The organism is Haloferula helveola (assembly GCF_037076345.1).
In the GTDB taxonomy this organism is placed as follows: Bacteria; Verrucomicrobiota; Verrucomicrobiia; order Verrucomicrobiales; family Akkermansiaceae; genus Haloferula; species Haloferula helveola.
The window spans coordinates 3,103,116-3,116,975 of the sequence record NZ_AP024702.1 but is presented as its reverse complement, the minus strand read 5'-3'; the positions used below and the strand labels follow the sequence as shown (position 1 = coordinate 3,116,975).

At 63.0% G+C, this 13,860-nt stretch carries 14 protein-coding genes; 9 read left to right on the top strand and 5 right to left on the bottom strand.

Annotated features, from left to right (window positions below):
• Positions 1 to 88: 88 nt before the first annotated feature.
• Complete coding sequence (tnpA, locus tag HAHE_RS11600; RefSeq protein WP_338684619.1) at positions 89 to 568, top strand: IS200/IS605 family transposase; 480 nt, start codon at positions 89 to 91, stop codon at positions 566 to 568.
• A 173-nt stretch (positions 569 to 741) separates the two neighbouring features.
• On the opposite strand, the gene HAHE_RS11595 is transcribed toward tnpA, so the two are convergent.
• On the bottom strand, positions 742 to 1,206 hold the full coding sequence (locus HAHE_RS11595; protein ID WP_338684617.1) for an RNA-binding protein: 465 nt from the start codon (positions 1,204 to 1,206) through the stop codon (positions 742 to 744).
• A gap of 212 nt (positions 1,207 to 1,418) precedes the next feature.
• Between HAHE_RS11595 and HAHE_RS11590 the strand changes: the two genes are divergently transcribed.
• From HAHE_RS11590 to glgP, 3 genes are all read left to right on the top strand, one after another.
• The gene (locus tag HAHE_RS11590; RefSeq protein ID WP_338684615.1) at positions 1,419 to 2,495 is read left to right on the top strand and encodes an acyltransferase; all 1,077 of its coding nucleotides are present in this window, start codon (positions 1,419 to 1,421) and stop codon (positions 2,493 to 2,495) included.
• 71 nt (positions 2,496 to 2,566) lie between these two features.
• Positions 2,567 to 3,592 carry an L-threonine 3-dehydrogenase gene (gene tdh / locus HAHE_RS11585; protein WP_338684613.1) on the top strand — a complete coding sequence of 342 codons (1,026 nt, stop codon included), beginning with the start codon at positions 2,567 to 2,569 and terminating at the stop codon, positions 3,590 to 3,592.
• A 275-nt stretch (positions 3,593 to 3,867) separates the two neighbouring features.
• The gene (gene glgP, locus HAHE_RS11580) at positions 3,868 to 5,532 is read left to right on the top strand and encodes an alpha-glucan family phosphorylase (RefSeq protein WP_338684611.1); all 1,665 of its coding nucleotides are present in this window, start codon (positions 3,868 to 3,870) and stop codon (positions 5,530 to 5,532) included.
• Positions 5,533 to 5,562: 30 nt separating this feature from the next.
• Here glgP and HAHE_RS11575 read toward each other — a convergent pair whose 3' ends face one another.
• Positions 5,563 to 6,309, bottom strand: coding sequence for a type II secretion system protein (locus HAHE_RS11575; protein WP_338684609.1), 747 nt, complete (start codon positions 6,307 to 6,309; stop codon positions 5,563 to 5,565).
• Positions 6,310 to 6,483: 174 nt separating this feature from the next.
• On the opposite strand from HAHE_RS11575, the gene HAHE_RS11570 reads away from it, so the two are divergent.
• The 4 genes from HAHE_RS11570 (at position 6,484) to HAHE_RS11555 (ending at position 8,558) form a co-directional block, all read left to right on the top strand.
• Positions 6,484 to 6,780, top strand: coding sequence for a metalloregulator ArsR/SmtB family transcription factor (locus HAHE_RS11570; protein ID WP_338684607.1), 297 nt, complete (start codon positions 6,484 to 6,486; stop codon positions 6,778 to 6,780).
• Between the two features lie 2 nt (positions 6,781 to 6,782).
• Positions 6,783 to 7,253 (top strand): DUF6428 family protein, encoded by a 471-nt coding sequence (locus HAHE_RS11565; RefSeq protein WP_338684605.1) that lies wholly within the window; start codon positions 6,783 to 6,785, stop codon positions 7,251 to 7,253.
• A 16-nt stretch (positions 7,254 to 7,269) separates the two neighbouring features.
• The gene (locus HAHE_RS11560; RefSeq protein ID WP_338684603.1) at positions 7,270 to 7,689 is read left to right on the top strand and encodes an arsenate reductase ArsC; all 420 of its coding nucleotides are present in this window, start codon (positions 7,270 to 7,272) and stop codon (positions 7,687 to 7,689) included.
• A gap of 62 nt (positions 7,690 to 7,751) precedes the next feature.
• Positions 7,752 to 8,558 carry an MIP/aquaporin family protein gene (locus HAHE_RS11555; protein WP_338684601.1) on the top strand — a complete coding sequence of 269 codons (807 nt, stop codon included), beginning with the start codon at positions 7,752 to 7,754 and terminating at the stop codon, positions 8,556 to 8,558.
• Positions 8,559 to 8,571: 13 nt separating this feature from the next.
• Here HAHE_RS11555 and HAHE_RS11550 read toward each other — a convergent pair whose 3' ends face one another.
• The 3 genes from HAHE_RS11550 to HAHE_RS11540 form a co-directional block, all read right to left on the bottom strand.
• On the bottom strand, positions 8,572 to 10,476 hold the full coding sequence (locus HAHE_RS11550; RefSeq protein ID WP_338684599.1) for a RecQ family ATP-dependent DNA helicase: 1,905 nt from the start codon (positions 10,474 to 10,476) through the stop codon (positions 8,572 to 8,574).
• A gap of 497 nt (positions 10,477 to 10,973) precedes the next feature.
• On the bottom strand, positions 10,974 to 11,684 hold the full coding sequence (locus HAHE_RS11545) for a hypothetical protein (RefSeq protein WP_338684597.1): 711 nt from the start codon (positions 11,682 to 11,684) through the stop codon (positions 10,974 to 10,976).
• 77 nt (positions 11,685 to 11,761) lie between these two features.
• A complete protein-coding gene (locus tag HAHE_RS11540; protein WP_338684595.1) occupies positions 11,762 to 12,211 on the bottom strand; it encodes a superoxide dismutase [Ni] in 450 nt (149 codons plus the stop codon).
• Between the two features lie 133 nt (positions 12,212 to 12,344).
• Here HAHE_RS11540 and hemL point away from each other — a divergent pair, with 133 nt between their 5' ends.
• Positions 12,345 to 13,631 carry a glutamate-1-semialdehyde 2,1-aminomutase gene (gene hemL, locus HAHE_RS11535; protein ID WP_338684593.1) on the top strand — a complete coding sequence of 429 codons (1,287 nt, stop codon included), beginning with the start codon at positions 12,345 to 12,347 and terminating at the stop codon, positions 13,629 to 13,631.
• Positions 13,632 to 13,860 lie beyond the last annotated feature (229 nt).

The following is a 13,860-nucleotide window of genomic DNA, read 5'->3' as shown; positions in this document are numbered from 1 at the left end:
ATCTCTATAGCTTCAGATCCCAGCAAAATTTTCGAGCTCCATCGGAGCGACATCGAAGTGCCCCGCCCCCACGCCCCGCCCCACCACCATGGCAAACACCTACACCCAACTCTACATCCAGGTCGTTTTCGCCGTCAGCGGTCGCCAATGCCTGATCTCCGAGCGCCACAACGACGAGCTCCAGAAATACATTACCGGCATCGTCTCCGGGCAGGGTCAGAAACTGATCGCCATCAACAATATGCCCGACCACATCCACATCCTTGTCGGCCTCAAACCCTCGATGGCGATTTCCGATCTGGTTCGCGCGATCAAGGCCTCTTCTTCCGCCTTCATCAATCAGCAGAACTGGGTTCCCGGACGATTCGAATGGCAGCAGGGGTTCGGCGCCTTCTCGTATGGCCATTCCCAGTTGGGATCCGTGGTTCGGTACATCCGAAATCAGCAAGAGCATCACCGGACCAAGACGTTCACCGACGAGTATCTCGCGCTACTCGACAAGTTCGAGGTGCCGCATGACCAGCGATACATTTTCAAGCCGATCGAGGGGGCGGACCCCGGCAGGTGATCCAACTGGATGCCGCTCCGATGGAGCTCGATCGCTTCTCGCTCCCCCGAAGGCTATATCGATGACAGCCCTACGGGCTTGGGAAAATGCCCGCGATCTCACGTGGATAAAAAAACACCCGGCCGGGAGCTCCGGACGGGTGTTTGGAAAAACTGCGACGGGTTACGTGGGACTTACCAGTTGTCGTCGTCGAAGCCGCGCTTGCCGCCGCCGCGACGCTCACCGCCGCCGCCACCGCCGCGACGGTCACCACCGCCGCCACCGCGCCGGTCGCCGCCATAGCCGCCTCCGCCACCACGACGGTCACCACCGCCGCCACCGCGACGATCGCCGCCGTAGCCGCCACCGCCACCGCGGCGCTCACCGCCACCACCACCGAAGCCGCCGGAACGGGGCTCGCGGGGTTCGGCCGGGTTCACACGCAGGGCGCGACCGCCAAAATCCTGGCCGTCCACCGCATCGGCTGCTTCCTTCACCTTCGACGAATCGGCGAGGGTGACGAATCCGAAGCCACGCGGCCGCCCGGTTTCCCGGTCGGTGATCAGCTTCACTTTCTCCACCGGTCCAAAAGCGGCGAAGAGTTCCGCCACCTCTTCTTCGGTGGCGCTGTAGGGCAAATTGCCCACGTAGATGTCCATTGTCTGGTTAGTCAGTAGAGGCGCCATGTCGATAGAGCTGTCATCAAGGCACGGCACAACCTCAATGGAGCGACCCGGTCTAGCTTACCGGCTTGTGTTCCGGCTACACGGCCAGCCGCGGGGACGCAAGCACCGAAAATCCGGCCGGATGTGACGGAAAGACGCGAATCTCCCGCGACAGCGCCTTGCCAGCCGTCCATTTCCCACGCTCGATGGCCCCCGTCTTGAGCGCGTCACGGAATCAGGAACTCGACGGCTGGCGGGCCATTGCCGTGCTCGGCGTGATGTGGCTGCACTGGGCGATCCCCAAGTGGCGCGGCGGGATCCCCTTCGAGATCGGCTTGTATTTCTTCCTCACCCTGACCGGATTCCTGATCACACGAATCCTCCTCCGGGAAAGGGATCGGGGCGACCAATCGGGAAAACCGTGGGCCGCCGAAGCCTTCCGCCGCTTCCAGTTCCGCCGTGCCCTGCGCATCCTCATCCCCTGCTACGCGGCGATGGTCTTCGGCCTGATCGTCGGCGCCGAAGATATCCGCCAGCACCCGTTCGTCTACTTCGCCCACCTGTCGAATTTCCATATCGCGCTGCTCCCCGAATGGCCGCACGGGACCTCGCACTACTGGACCCTCGCCATCCAGCAGCAGTTCTACCTGCTGTGGCCGATCCTGATCTTCATCGTCCCGAAAAGGGCTCTCACCGCGGTCCTGATCCTCCTCGTCGCCGTCGCCCCGATCTCCCGCTTCGTTCTCCTTCACCATTTCCCCCAGGTGCACCACCCGGGGGCCATCAGCCTCTGCGCCCTCGACTACCTCGCAAGCGGATCCCTGCTGGCTTTGGCAATGCACCGCGGCCTCGCACCTTCGGACTCCCGGTTGCGGCTCGCCGCCTGGGGTTGTCTCGCGGTCTACTCGGTGCTTTACACCCTCGATTGGATCGGTCGACCGGTGCCGGGCCTGCGTCACGTGCAGCAAACTTTCCTCTGCGTCTCGATGGCCGGATTGATAGCCGCCACCCTCCACGGGCTGCCTCGCCCTGTTGCTCATGTCCTCACCCGGCCTTGGGTTCTGCACATCGCGAAGATCAGCTACTCGCTCTATCTGCTTCACTGCCTCGTGCCGATGGCGCTCGGACACGTGGCTCCGTTTCTCTGGGAAATCGACGGCAGCCTCGGCACCGCGGTCCGGTTGATCTGCTTCGCGCTGGCGGCGTGGGGCGTCAGCTGGCTGTCATGGCGCTGGATCGAGCAGCCCGTGAATCAGATGCGATCCAAGATTCCGTCTCAATAACTCAATAATCCGCACAATAAATTCGTTCGAAAACCACGAACGCATCCTCCAGACTCCGCCGCCTCGCCGCCATGAAAGCACTCGTCAAAGCCACCGCCGGACCCGGATTGGAGATGCAGGATGTCCCGATGCCCGAGGTCGGGCCGACCGATGTCCTGATCAAGATCCGCAAGACCTCGATCTGCGGCACCGACGTGCACATTTGGAAGTGGGACAAGTGGGCCGAGCGCACCATCCCGGTGCCGATGCACGTCGGCCACGAATTCTGCGGCGTGGTCGAAGCGGTCGGTGACGGCGTGACCGACATTTCACCGGGCGAACTCGTCTCCGGTGAAGGCCACATCGTTTGCAACCGCTGCCGCAACTGCCTCGCCGGCCGCCGCCACCTGTGCCCCAACACGCTCGGCGTCGGCGTCAATCGCCCGGGTGCGTTTGCCGAGTATCTCTCGATCCCGTATCGCAACGTCTACAAGGTAGACCCTTCCATCCCGGAGGACGTGATCTCGTGCTTCGACCCGCTCGGGAACGCGGTTCACACGGCGCTGTCTTGGGACCTCGTCGCCGAGGACGTCCTGATCACCGGCGCCGGACCGATCGGCTGCATGGCGGCTGCAATCTGCCGTTTCGCCGGCGCGCGGCACGTGGTCGTCACCGACGTGAATCCATACCGCCTCGACCTGGCCAAGAAGCTCGGCGCCACCCGCACGGTGGATGTTTCCAAGGAATCGCTCACCGACGTCCGCAACGAGCTTGGCATGAAGGAGGGCTTCGACGTCGGCCTCGAGATGTCGGGGCACCCGTCTGGACTCTCCGACATCCTCGAACACAGCTCGAACGGTGCGAAGGTGTCCCTTCTCGGCATCTTCCCGGAAAAGGTCGCGATCGATTGGGACAAGGTGATCTTCAAGGGCTTGATCCTGAAAGGCATCTACGGCCGCGAGATGTTCGAGACGTGGTACAAGATGAGCAGCATGGTCCGCGCCGGCCTCGATATCTCCCCGGTCATCACCCACCGCTTCCCGGTCGACCAATTCAAGGAGGGCTTCGAGACCATGATCTCCGGCCAGTCCGGCAAGATCGTCCTCGACTGGAGCTGACCCCCCAAGGAGCGGCGGCTTCCAGCCGCCGGAGGGAGATCGGGGAGATACGCACGTCCACGGATAGGGCGCCTGAAAGACGCCGCTCCTTGCCATTTCGCGCCTAACATTCGCCGCCATTTTGGCATTAATCGAGCAGCAGCGTGGCGCCGGACCGCCGTAAACCTCCGTAGTGGCGCGCTAAACAGTTCACAAACCCCAGTTTTCCAAGCAACGCTTGGCGCGTCCGGGACATCCGTGCAGCGGACCCGAGAAACTCACCCAACCTTTTTCCCATGGCCGAATCGTTCCTCCCCGCTCCCTACGCACCGACCTACGACATCGACCCGAAATACGCGAAGAGCGCCGTCTACTTCTGCTGCGAATTCGCGATCGACCAGTCGTTCAAGATCTACTCCGGAGGCCTCGGCTTCCTCGCCGGCTCGCACATGCGGTCCGCCGCCGCGCTGAAGCAGAACCTCTGCGGCATCGGCGTCTACTGGACCTGCGGCTACTACAACCAGACCCGTGGCGAGGGACGCGAGATGGCCGTGCAGTTCCGCCGCAAGGAATACGCGTTCCTTCAGGATACCGGCATCCGTTTCCAGATCCCGATCTACGGCAAACAGGTCTGGGTCGGCGCCAAGTTTCTGCCACCCGAAGTGTTCGGCACGGTGCCGATGTTCTTCCTCACCACCGACATCGAGGAGAACGACATCAACGACCGGCAGATCACCCAACGCCTCTACGACAACGATCCCGGACGCCGGGTCGCCCAGTACATCGTCCTCGGCGTCGGCGGTGCGCGCCTCCTCGAGGAACTCAAGGTCGACCCCGAGGTCTGGCACCTCAATGAGGCCCACGCCCTGTCGGCCGCATTCCGCGTGCTCGAAAAGCACAAGGGCAAGGTCGAGGAAGTCCGCAAGCGTTTCGTCTTCACCACCCACACCCCGGAAGAGGCGGGCAACGAGAAGCACGACTTCGGCCTGCTCAAGAGCGCCAGCTTCTTCGGCGGCCTCGACGAAGCGGTGGTTCGCGAGGCGACCGGCATCACCGACAGCGTCTTCAACCACTCGCTCGCCGCGCTCCGCCTGAGCCACAAGGCAAACGGAGTCTCGAAGCTGCACGGTGAGGTTTCCCGCAAGATGTGGGGCCACCATGAGAACATCTGCCCGATCGGCCACGTCACCAACGCCCAGAATGCCCGCTACTGGAAAGACCGCGGTCTCGAGCGCGCCCGCACCAACGGCGACCTTGAGTTCCTGCACGACCGCAAGCGCGAGCTGAAAGACCAGCTGTTCCGGGTCGTCGCCGACCAGACCGGCAAACTTTTCAGCCCGGATGTCCTGACCATCGTCTGGGCCCGCCGCTTCGCCGGCTACAAACGCGCCGAGCTGATCACCCGCGATATGGCACGCTTCAAGAAGCTGCTCAACAATAGCGACCGGCCCGTCCAGATCATCTGGGCCGGCAAGCCGTTCCCGTTCGATTACGGCGCGATCGAGACCTTCAACCACCTCGTCCGGCTGACCCGCGACTTCCCGAACGCCGCGGTGCTCGTCGGCTATGAGCTCGAACTTTCGCGCATCCTCAAGTACGGCGCCGACATCTGGCTCAACAACCCGGTGGTCACGCGTGAAGCCTCCGGCACCTCCGGCATGACCGCGGCGATGAATGCCGGAGTCAACCTGTCGACCGACGACGGCTGGGTCTGCGAGTTCGCCAAGGACGGCCACAACTCGTTCATCGTGCCGCCGGCCCAGCCCGGACTGTCCGATCACGATCGCGACGAACACGACCGCCTCGGGATTTTCGAGATCCTCGAGAACAAGGTTCTGCCGATGTACTACGACAAACCCAAGGAGTGGTCACAGATCGTGCTCAACAGCATGACCGACGTGGTGCCGTTCTTCGACTCCGACCGGATGGCGGACGAATACTACACGACCGTCTATTCCTGACGGTCGCTCGTTTCACCGGAGAACTCAGGTTCAACCCGGATCGCCGAACTTGCGATCCGGCATCGGGGGAGAAACGAACTCGACCCGACCGTCGAGGTAGGCCACCAGCGCCTTCTTGTCGTCGAAGTAGTGGATGTTGCAATCCGGCTTCGAGCCGTCGGTCCGCATCTCGACATACGACTGGCCGTCGGCCTGATCGAACATCCCGAAGCCGTAGGCGGCATAGATCGTATTCCCCGGATCCTTGAGCTGGCTCAGCTTCACGAAATTCCCCCACTTGTAGAGCTTGCTGTTGAACCCGATCGGCACCGGCAGCCCCGAGCTGTCATGATACACCTTGGTGCCTTTGAACGGCGTCCCCGTCATGGTGTCGGCATCCGAGGTATTGAACATCTGGTCGAGCCCCTGGTTGATCTGCTCCTTGAGCTTCTTCTGGTTGGTCGCCGTCGCTCCCACGAAGAGGAATTCCTGAAAGCGGCCCCAGAATGAGTTGCCGACAAACGGCCTTCCTTCCTCCGGATCGCCCGCCCACTTGAGCGTGTTGATGTTGCCGAAGTTCTCGGTGCTGTAGCCTGCATTCGCCGATGCGACATCCCGGAGCGCGTTGATCGCGGTGACCTTCGCGGCCTTCTTCCGCATCTTCCCGGTCACCGCCAGAGTGATCGCCGCCAATGCCGCGACGATCACGATCGTGACCATCAGTTCCACCAGCGTGAAGCCACGACGGCGTGTGGGCTTGAAGCATTCCGCTTTCTTACGAAGAGCTTGGGGTTTCATGAGTTTTATGGGTTCCACCACTTCCGCCGCGCCCCGATGGGCCGAGGTGCCAAGCGCTCAGTGGCACCCTCCTACATCCAGGCGACCCGTTTTCGTTAACACGCCGCTTTCATCCGGCGACCGAGCCACCGATTCTCTTGACCCGGACCCATTATTTGGCAATTTCGCCAAGTAATGTCGGCACTGTCCATCGATGCCCGCGTTTCCGCGATCAAGGCGCTCGCCCATCCGACCCGGCTTCGGATCGCCGAGGCGCTCGCTGCGGGACCGCTATGCGTTTCGGAAATCCATGCCCTCACCGAGGCCGACCTCTCGACGGTCTCGAAGCACCTTTCGCTGATGCGCGAGGCCGGCTGGCTGTCCTGCGAGAAACAGGGACAGCACATCCACTACCGGCTTGCCTGCGACTGCCTCGACACTTTCCTGCGCTGCGTCGATTCCCTCGGCTGTGGCGACTCCAACTGCTGCTGATCATGACCGTCACCTCATTTCTCGAACTGCTCCGCCGGTACCCCGACGCCGGCATCACCATCCGCCTTCCCGACGGCAACGACGTGCCCGCCCACTTCCACATCACCGAAGTCGGTCACCTCGTGAAGTCGTTCATCGACTGCGGTGGCAAGCGCCACCACGCAGGATCCTGCCTGCTCCAGGTGTGGGTGGCTGACGATACCGACCACCGTCTGACCGCGGGCAAGCTGCTCGGCATCTTCGAGCGCACCGACGGGCTACTGCCGTCCAACGAGCTGCCGGTCGAGATCGAACACGAAGCTCCCGTGCTCACCCAGATGCCGGTCACCGGCTGCGACGCGACACCGGAGGAACTTGTCTTCCACACCGAGTTCAAGAAGGCCGACTGCCTCGCCAAGGAACTCTGCATCCCCGACTTCTCCCTTCCCGGACTGCCGGGCCAATCCTGCACCCCCGGCAGCGGCTGCTGCTGAACCGTTTTCGACACCCATGATCCTCGTTCTTTGCACCGGCAACTCCTGCCGCTCCCACATGGCCGAAGGCATCCTCCAGCGCGCGCTCGGCTCCGAGTTCGAAGTCGCCTCCGCAGGATCCAATCCGGCCGGCTACGTCCATCCGCTCGCCATCCGGGCGCTGGATGAGATCGGCATCGATATCTCCAGTCACACCTCGAAGCACCTCGACCTCTTCCTTTCAAAGGACGTCGAGACCGTGATCACCGTCTGCGGCAATGCCGACCAGGCCTGCCCGACCTTTCCCGGACAGGCGAACCGGCATCACTACCCCTTCGACGACCCGGCCCACGCCGAGGGCGACGAGGAACAGCAGATGGCCGTCTTCCGGCGCGTGCGCGACGAGATCCTGCGCGTCTTCACCGCCTACGCCGACGGCCGCCTCGACCAGAAATGAGGAGAGCGGCTTTTCAAGCCGCCTCTCAAATCGGGTTCCGAACCCGTGCTCCCCAGTTCGACATGAAACTCCCCGCCTGGCTGATCGGTGAATTCCTCGGCACCTTCATCCTCGTGTTCTTCGGCTGCGGCAGCGTCGCCGCTGCGGTGCTCACAGGCGCGCAGGTCGGGATTTTCCAGATCGCCATCGTCTGGGGCATCGCCATCGCGCTCGCGATCCACCTCACCGGCTCGCTGAGCGGCGCCCACCTCAACCCGGCGGTCACGGTCGCGATGGCGGTCTTCGGTGGGTTCGAGAAACGGCTGGTCCCGGGATACCTTGCCGTCCAACTCCTTTCGGCATTTACGGCAGCCGCCGTACTTCACGTGATCTTCGCTTCAGCCTTCTCGGACTTCGAAACACTGAACGGAATCACCCGCGGCGAACCGGGCAGCGAGGCGTCGGCGATGATCTACGGCGAGTATTTCCCGAATCCGGGCGGCAAAGCGCTCGACACGGTCACGAAAGAATCGCTGCCGATGTGGAGGGCATTCCTGGTCGAAGCCATCGGCACGGCGCTCCTGCTGCTTGCGATATGCGGGCTCACCGATGAGTCCAACAGAGGCCGATCGCCGCTTCTCGCTGCCGTCGGAATCGGACTCACCGTCACCATCCTGATTTCGGTCATCGCACCGCTCACCCAAGGCGCGTTCAACCCGGCCCGCGATCTCGGACCCCGATTGTTCTCCTCACTCGCGGGCTGGAAAACCCTGCCCTTCACCTTCAATGGCCACGGCTGGTGGTTCGTCTACATCCTCGCCCCCTTCACCGGCGGCCTCGCGGGCGCCGCCCTTCACCGCTTCATCCTCGCCCCGGCCTATCGGAGCTGAGGGAACCCCCGTCTCAGAGCGTCTCGTTTGCCAGCTCAAGAACCCGATCGAAGGGCATCCGCTCGAGCATTCCAAAGGCGTCATGACGCGTCAGCCGTGCCCGCTGGGCGGCCGGGCTGCTGATGCCGCAAAGGAAACGCGCCAGTTGTCTGGACGACTTGAGGGCCGCATGGCCTTCGTCACGGAGTGATTGGATCAGGGCAAGATCTTCAAGGACCGGATCCGGTGCCTCCTCTCTGGGCAAGGTTTGTGGTGGTTCATCCCGGCACCGGTCGCAGTGGCCGCAGCTGTCGATGTCTTCACCGAAATGCCCCGTCACAAAACCCGTGAGGCAGCCTTCGGACTCGGCCAGTTCAACCACCTCCCTAAGCCGAGCCAGATCCGCCTCCTCGCGCTTGCGGAAACGTTCGTCGAGTCGCCGGGCCACCTCCCGCACATCCACCTCGGGTTTCAGCAACCGGTAGCCCTGCCTCACGCCGCCCTTCTTCAGGGCCACGTCACCCGCTTCATCGAGATGCGTCAGCGCCGCCACGATCCGGTCGCGCGACTCGCCCGTCTCCATCGCCACATGGTCGATTTCGAAACGCGACCAGCTCCTTCCCTCCTTGGCCGCGGCGAAGATCTTCCGCAGAAATGACTTACGGCGGGCATCGTAGCCGTTGAGCACCTGCTCGAAATCGCGGATCAACCGCACCGAATAGGTCGCATAGAACGGCCGGGTGGCTGCGATCACCCCTTCGAGCTCGAGGTAGGTCAGCAAGGTGGTCACAACCAGCGGGCGGATGTCGTTGACCGTCGAGAGTTCATACACCGAGACATCGAATTCCGTGCCGAGACGCAGCGTGTGATCGACGAGGTGACGGACCGCCTCAGGCGTCGGCGTGTCGCCGTAGATGAAGTTCTCAAGCGTCACCAGATCGTCGCCACAGGCGAGCATCTCGCAGACCGACATTTCTCCGTCACGCCCCGCGCGACCGGTTTCCTGCGAGTAGTTCTCGATCGACTTCGGCAGGTTGTAGTGGAACACGGCGCGGATGTCCGCCTTGTCGATGCCCATGCCGAAGGCAATGGTCGCGACCACCACCCGCACGGCGCCGCTCATGAACTTTTCCTGCGCCTCGGCCCGGAATTCCGGCGGCATTCCGGCGTGATAGGCCTGCGCGGAAACACCGTGGCGCTTCAGGTAGGTCGCCACCTCTTCGGCCGTGTGCTGCAGGGTGACGTAGACCACCACCGCACCCCCGACCGCTTCGACTTTCTGCAAGAGCAGCGCCTTGCGCTCCTTGGAGGAGACCGGCGTAACCCGAAGGTCGAGGTTCTGGCGATGGAACGAGAGCTGGATGTGGTCCTCGCGCTTGATTCGGAACTCACGGCGGATGTCGGATGCCACCGACGGCGTCGCGGTGGCGGTCAGACAGAGAACCCGCGGCACCTTGAGGTCCCTGCAGAGCTTCGCGAGCTTCAGGTAGTCGGGCCGGAAATTGTGGCCCCACTCGGAAATGCAGTGGGCCTCATCGATCGCAACCATTCCGATATCCATCCGCTTCAGGCGTTGCCGAAACCCCTCGTTGGCGAGGCGTTCCGGAGCGACGTAGAGCAGCTTCACGGAACCGTCACGCAGGCCGTCCATGACTTCCGCGTATGCCTCCTGGCTAAGCGAGGAGTCGAGGCGGGCGGCACCGATACCTTTCCCGCGCAGCGCGTCCACCTGGTCCTTCATCAAGGCGATCAGCGGAGAAATCACCAGCGTCACGCCCTCGATCATCAGCGCCGGCAGTTGGTAGCAGAGCGACTTGCCACCCCCCGTCGGGAACACCGCGAGCATCGACCTCCCTGCCACCAGGCCCTCGACCACCTCCCTCTGGCCCTCGCGGAATTCCGCGTGGCCGAAGCGTTCTTTCAGCAGCGTCTCGGGCATCGGCCTCAGCCTGTCGGTGAGATCCATTCCCCACAAGACCCGCCTGCGGGGTTCGTAGTTCCGCCTTCAGTCGGTTGCGGAACTCCGGGCATCTCCTCGAACTACTCTGCCGACGGCGCGAAACCCATCCCTTAGCCCTCACCCCATAGACCCCGTAAACGGGGAACTACAAACCACACAGGCGCGCCACTGGGGTTCGTAGTTCCGCCTTCAGGCAGCTGCGGAACTCCGGGCATCTCCTCGAACCACTCTGCCGACGGCGCGAAACCCATCCCTTAGCCCCCACCCCATAGACCCCGTAAACGGGGAACTACAAACCACACAGGCGCGCCACTGGGGTTCGTAGTTCCGCCTTCAGGCGGTTGCGGAGCCACGGGCTTCTCCTCGAACCACTCCGCCGACGGTGCGAAACCCATCCCTTGGCCCCCACCCCATAGACCCCGTAAACGGGAAACTACAAACCACACAGGCGCGCTTGGATGATGGGTTGCTGCACCTCACCAAAGAAACACCACCGGCGGCACGACGATCTTCACCTGACCGCCGCCGGCCCGGTTCTCGCTTTCCTCGATGGCGGTGACGACATCGTTCTCGAACTCGACGAGCGTCTTGCCGGTCTCCTCCTTGGTCACGTGGGAGAGCTGGCGGTAGATTTTCCCGGTCACCGGGTCCTTGATGTAGGTGTAGTGCGGAACTTCCTCGTAGGCGACGAACTCCCACGACCCGCTGCGACCTTTCTCGGTCTGGCGAACCTTGGTCTTGGTCGGCGAGCCAAGCGACTTCCCGACCTCCTCGAGCGTCATCCCGATCGCTACCCGGTTCTCATCGATCAGCCGGGCAACCTCAAGCTGCCGGTTGTAGAGCTTCTTCAGGTTCTCGACGAAGTCCGGGTCCTTCGATGCGAATGCCCAGGGAGCGACCCAGCCGACCACACGGTTGCCGGTCGTCTTGGCGCTGATCCGGTAAGCCCGCTCGGTCATCGCCTGCAAGACAACCTTCTGGCCGGTCACGATGCTGCCGAGCTTCCGCTTCCCGTCCTTGTCGGAAAAGATCGGTGCCTCCTTGATCACCCGCAGTTCGATCGGCTTGTCGAGATGCTCCTCGAGGTAGACTACGTCGGGATCGGAATCGAGGAGGGAACGCCGCGGCTCCGCGGACGCGACGAGCGTCCCGGCCAGCAGAAAGGTGATTGCCGATCGGAGGATCATGGTAGGGAGGGTAGCAGGCCCCCGGCGCGCGGGGGAGCCTTTCCTTTCCTGACGGGCCGCGCCCCGCCCTTATTCGATCATTTCTCCTCCTTTTCGCCGAATGCGTCCTCGAACTTGTGCATCAGGTCGTGGAGAGCCTCGACGTTGGCGGCGTCGGTCGACTGCTTGCACTTCATCGCGGTGACGATCACCTCGTGGCAGAGCTTGAGCTTCTCGACGTAGCCATCGGCATCCGGCTTGAGCCGCTGGGCGAGGAAATAGTTGAGCACCTTGTCCTGGATCGCCTGGGCGTGGGACTCCTTGTTCATGATCCAGCGGGTGAGCTGGTGGGCGTTGGCCGAGGGATCCTTGCTGAGCTCGTCGATCTGCTTGGCGGCCTTCTCGATCGTCACCCAGTCGGTGTGCATCGAGTTGATCACGTTGTTGTCGTCATAAATGCCGCAGGGGACCTGGCAGTGGGCCGAAATCTCGGCAACCGGGGCGAGTGCGAAAACGGCGGGAAGGAGGAGGGCGAAGGTTCGTTTCATATCGTCGCCAACCTACCGCCCCCGGATGGGCCCGCAAGCAACTCCTTCAAACTTCGACGTTCGGATTCGGACCTCCGATGCTGGCCCTACCGAAGCCTTGGCGAAGGCGGGTTCGGTGTTCATCGTCCCGCCCATGCACACCGGACCGCTCTCGCAAAAGCTCTTCGCCACGGCCAAGGAGATGATTCCCGGCGGGGTGAACTCGCCCGTCCGCGCCTTCCGCAACGTCGGCGGAGAGCCGTTCTTCGTCCGCCGGGCCAAGGGCAGCCGGATCGAGGATGTCGATGGCAAGACCTACATCGACTACATCGGCTCGTGGGGCCCGAACATTCTCGGACACGCCCCGGCGGTGATCACCAATACGATCCACGAAGTCGCCAAGGACGGCGTCTCCTTCGGCATCCCGAACCCCTTCGAGGTGGAGATGGCCCGCACCATCACCGAGTGGGTGCCGTCGGTGGAAAAGGTCCGGATGTGCAATTCCGGGACCGAGGCAACGATGTCGGCAATCCGACTCGCGCGCGGATTCACCAAACGCGACCTGATCGTGAAATTCGACGGCTGCTACCACGGCCACAGCGACTCGCTGCTGGTGGCCGCAGGCTCCGGCGCCCTGACCCACGGCGAGCCGGACTCGGCCGGAGTCCCTGCCGACTTCGCGAAGAATACCATCGTCCTTCCCTACAATCACCCCGAGGCGCTCGAATCGCTCTTCGCCGAGAAGGGCGACCGGATCGCGGCGATCATTGTCGAATCCTATCCCGCCAACGCCGGATTCGTGTTGCCCCAGCCCGGCTACCTCGACCTGCTCTGCTCGATCACGCGCACCTACGGCTCACTGCTGATCTTTGACGAGGTGATGACCGGCTTCCGCCTCGGCAAAGCCGGCGTGCAGGGACTCGAGGGCATCAAGCCGGACCTCAGCTGCTTCGGCAAGGTGATCGGCGGCGGGCTGCCGGTCGGGGCTTTCGGCGGACGTGCCGATGTCATGGACATGCTGGCGCCCGACGGTCCCGTCTACCAGGCCGGCACGCTTTCCGGCAACCCGCTGGCGATGGCGGCCGGACTGGCACAGCTCAAGGAGCTCGGCAAGACCTCCGGTTACCCGCGACTGGAGGAACTCGGCGCCCACTTCGAGAAGGGACTGCGCCAGCTGCTCTCCGAAAAGGGCGTCCCGCACCGCCTCAACCGGGTCGGATCGATGTTCTGCCTGTTCTTCACCGATCGTGAGATCATCAACGTCGATGACGTCATGAAGCAGGACCTCGAGTTCTTCCGGAAGTTCTTCTGGGCCTGCCTCGACAAAGGCATCTACCTCGCCCCGAGCCCCTACGAGACCGGCTTCCTGTCTCTCGCCCACACCGAAGCCGACCTCGACGACACGCTGTCCGTCTTCGCGGAGGCGCTGGCGACGATCTAGTGTCCCGCGCGGCAAGAGCGTTGGCTTTCGCGCGAGAGATTTTTTCCAAATGCAAGGCGTGACGAGGGAGCAAATCGAGATTTGTGACCGAGGAACAACGCCGCATTTGGGAAAAAGATCCGCGCCTCGTTCGGCGGACGAGCGCAGCGAGCTGATTTCAAGATAACTTCCTTCATCCCGAAAGGTGACGAACTTGCCGCGCGGGACACTAGCTCCCCACTTGCGGAAA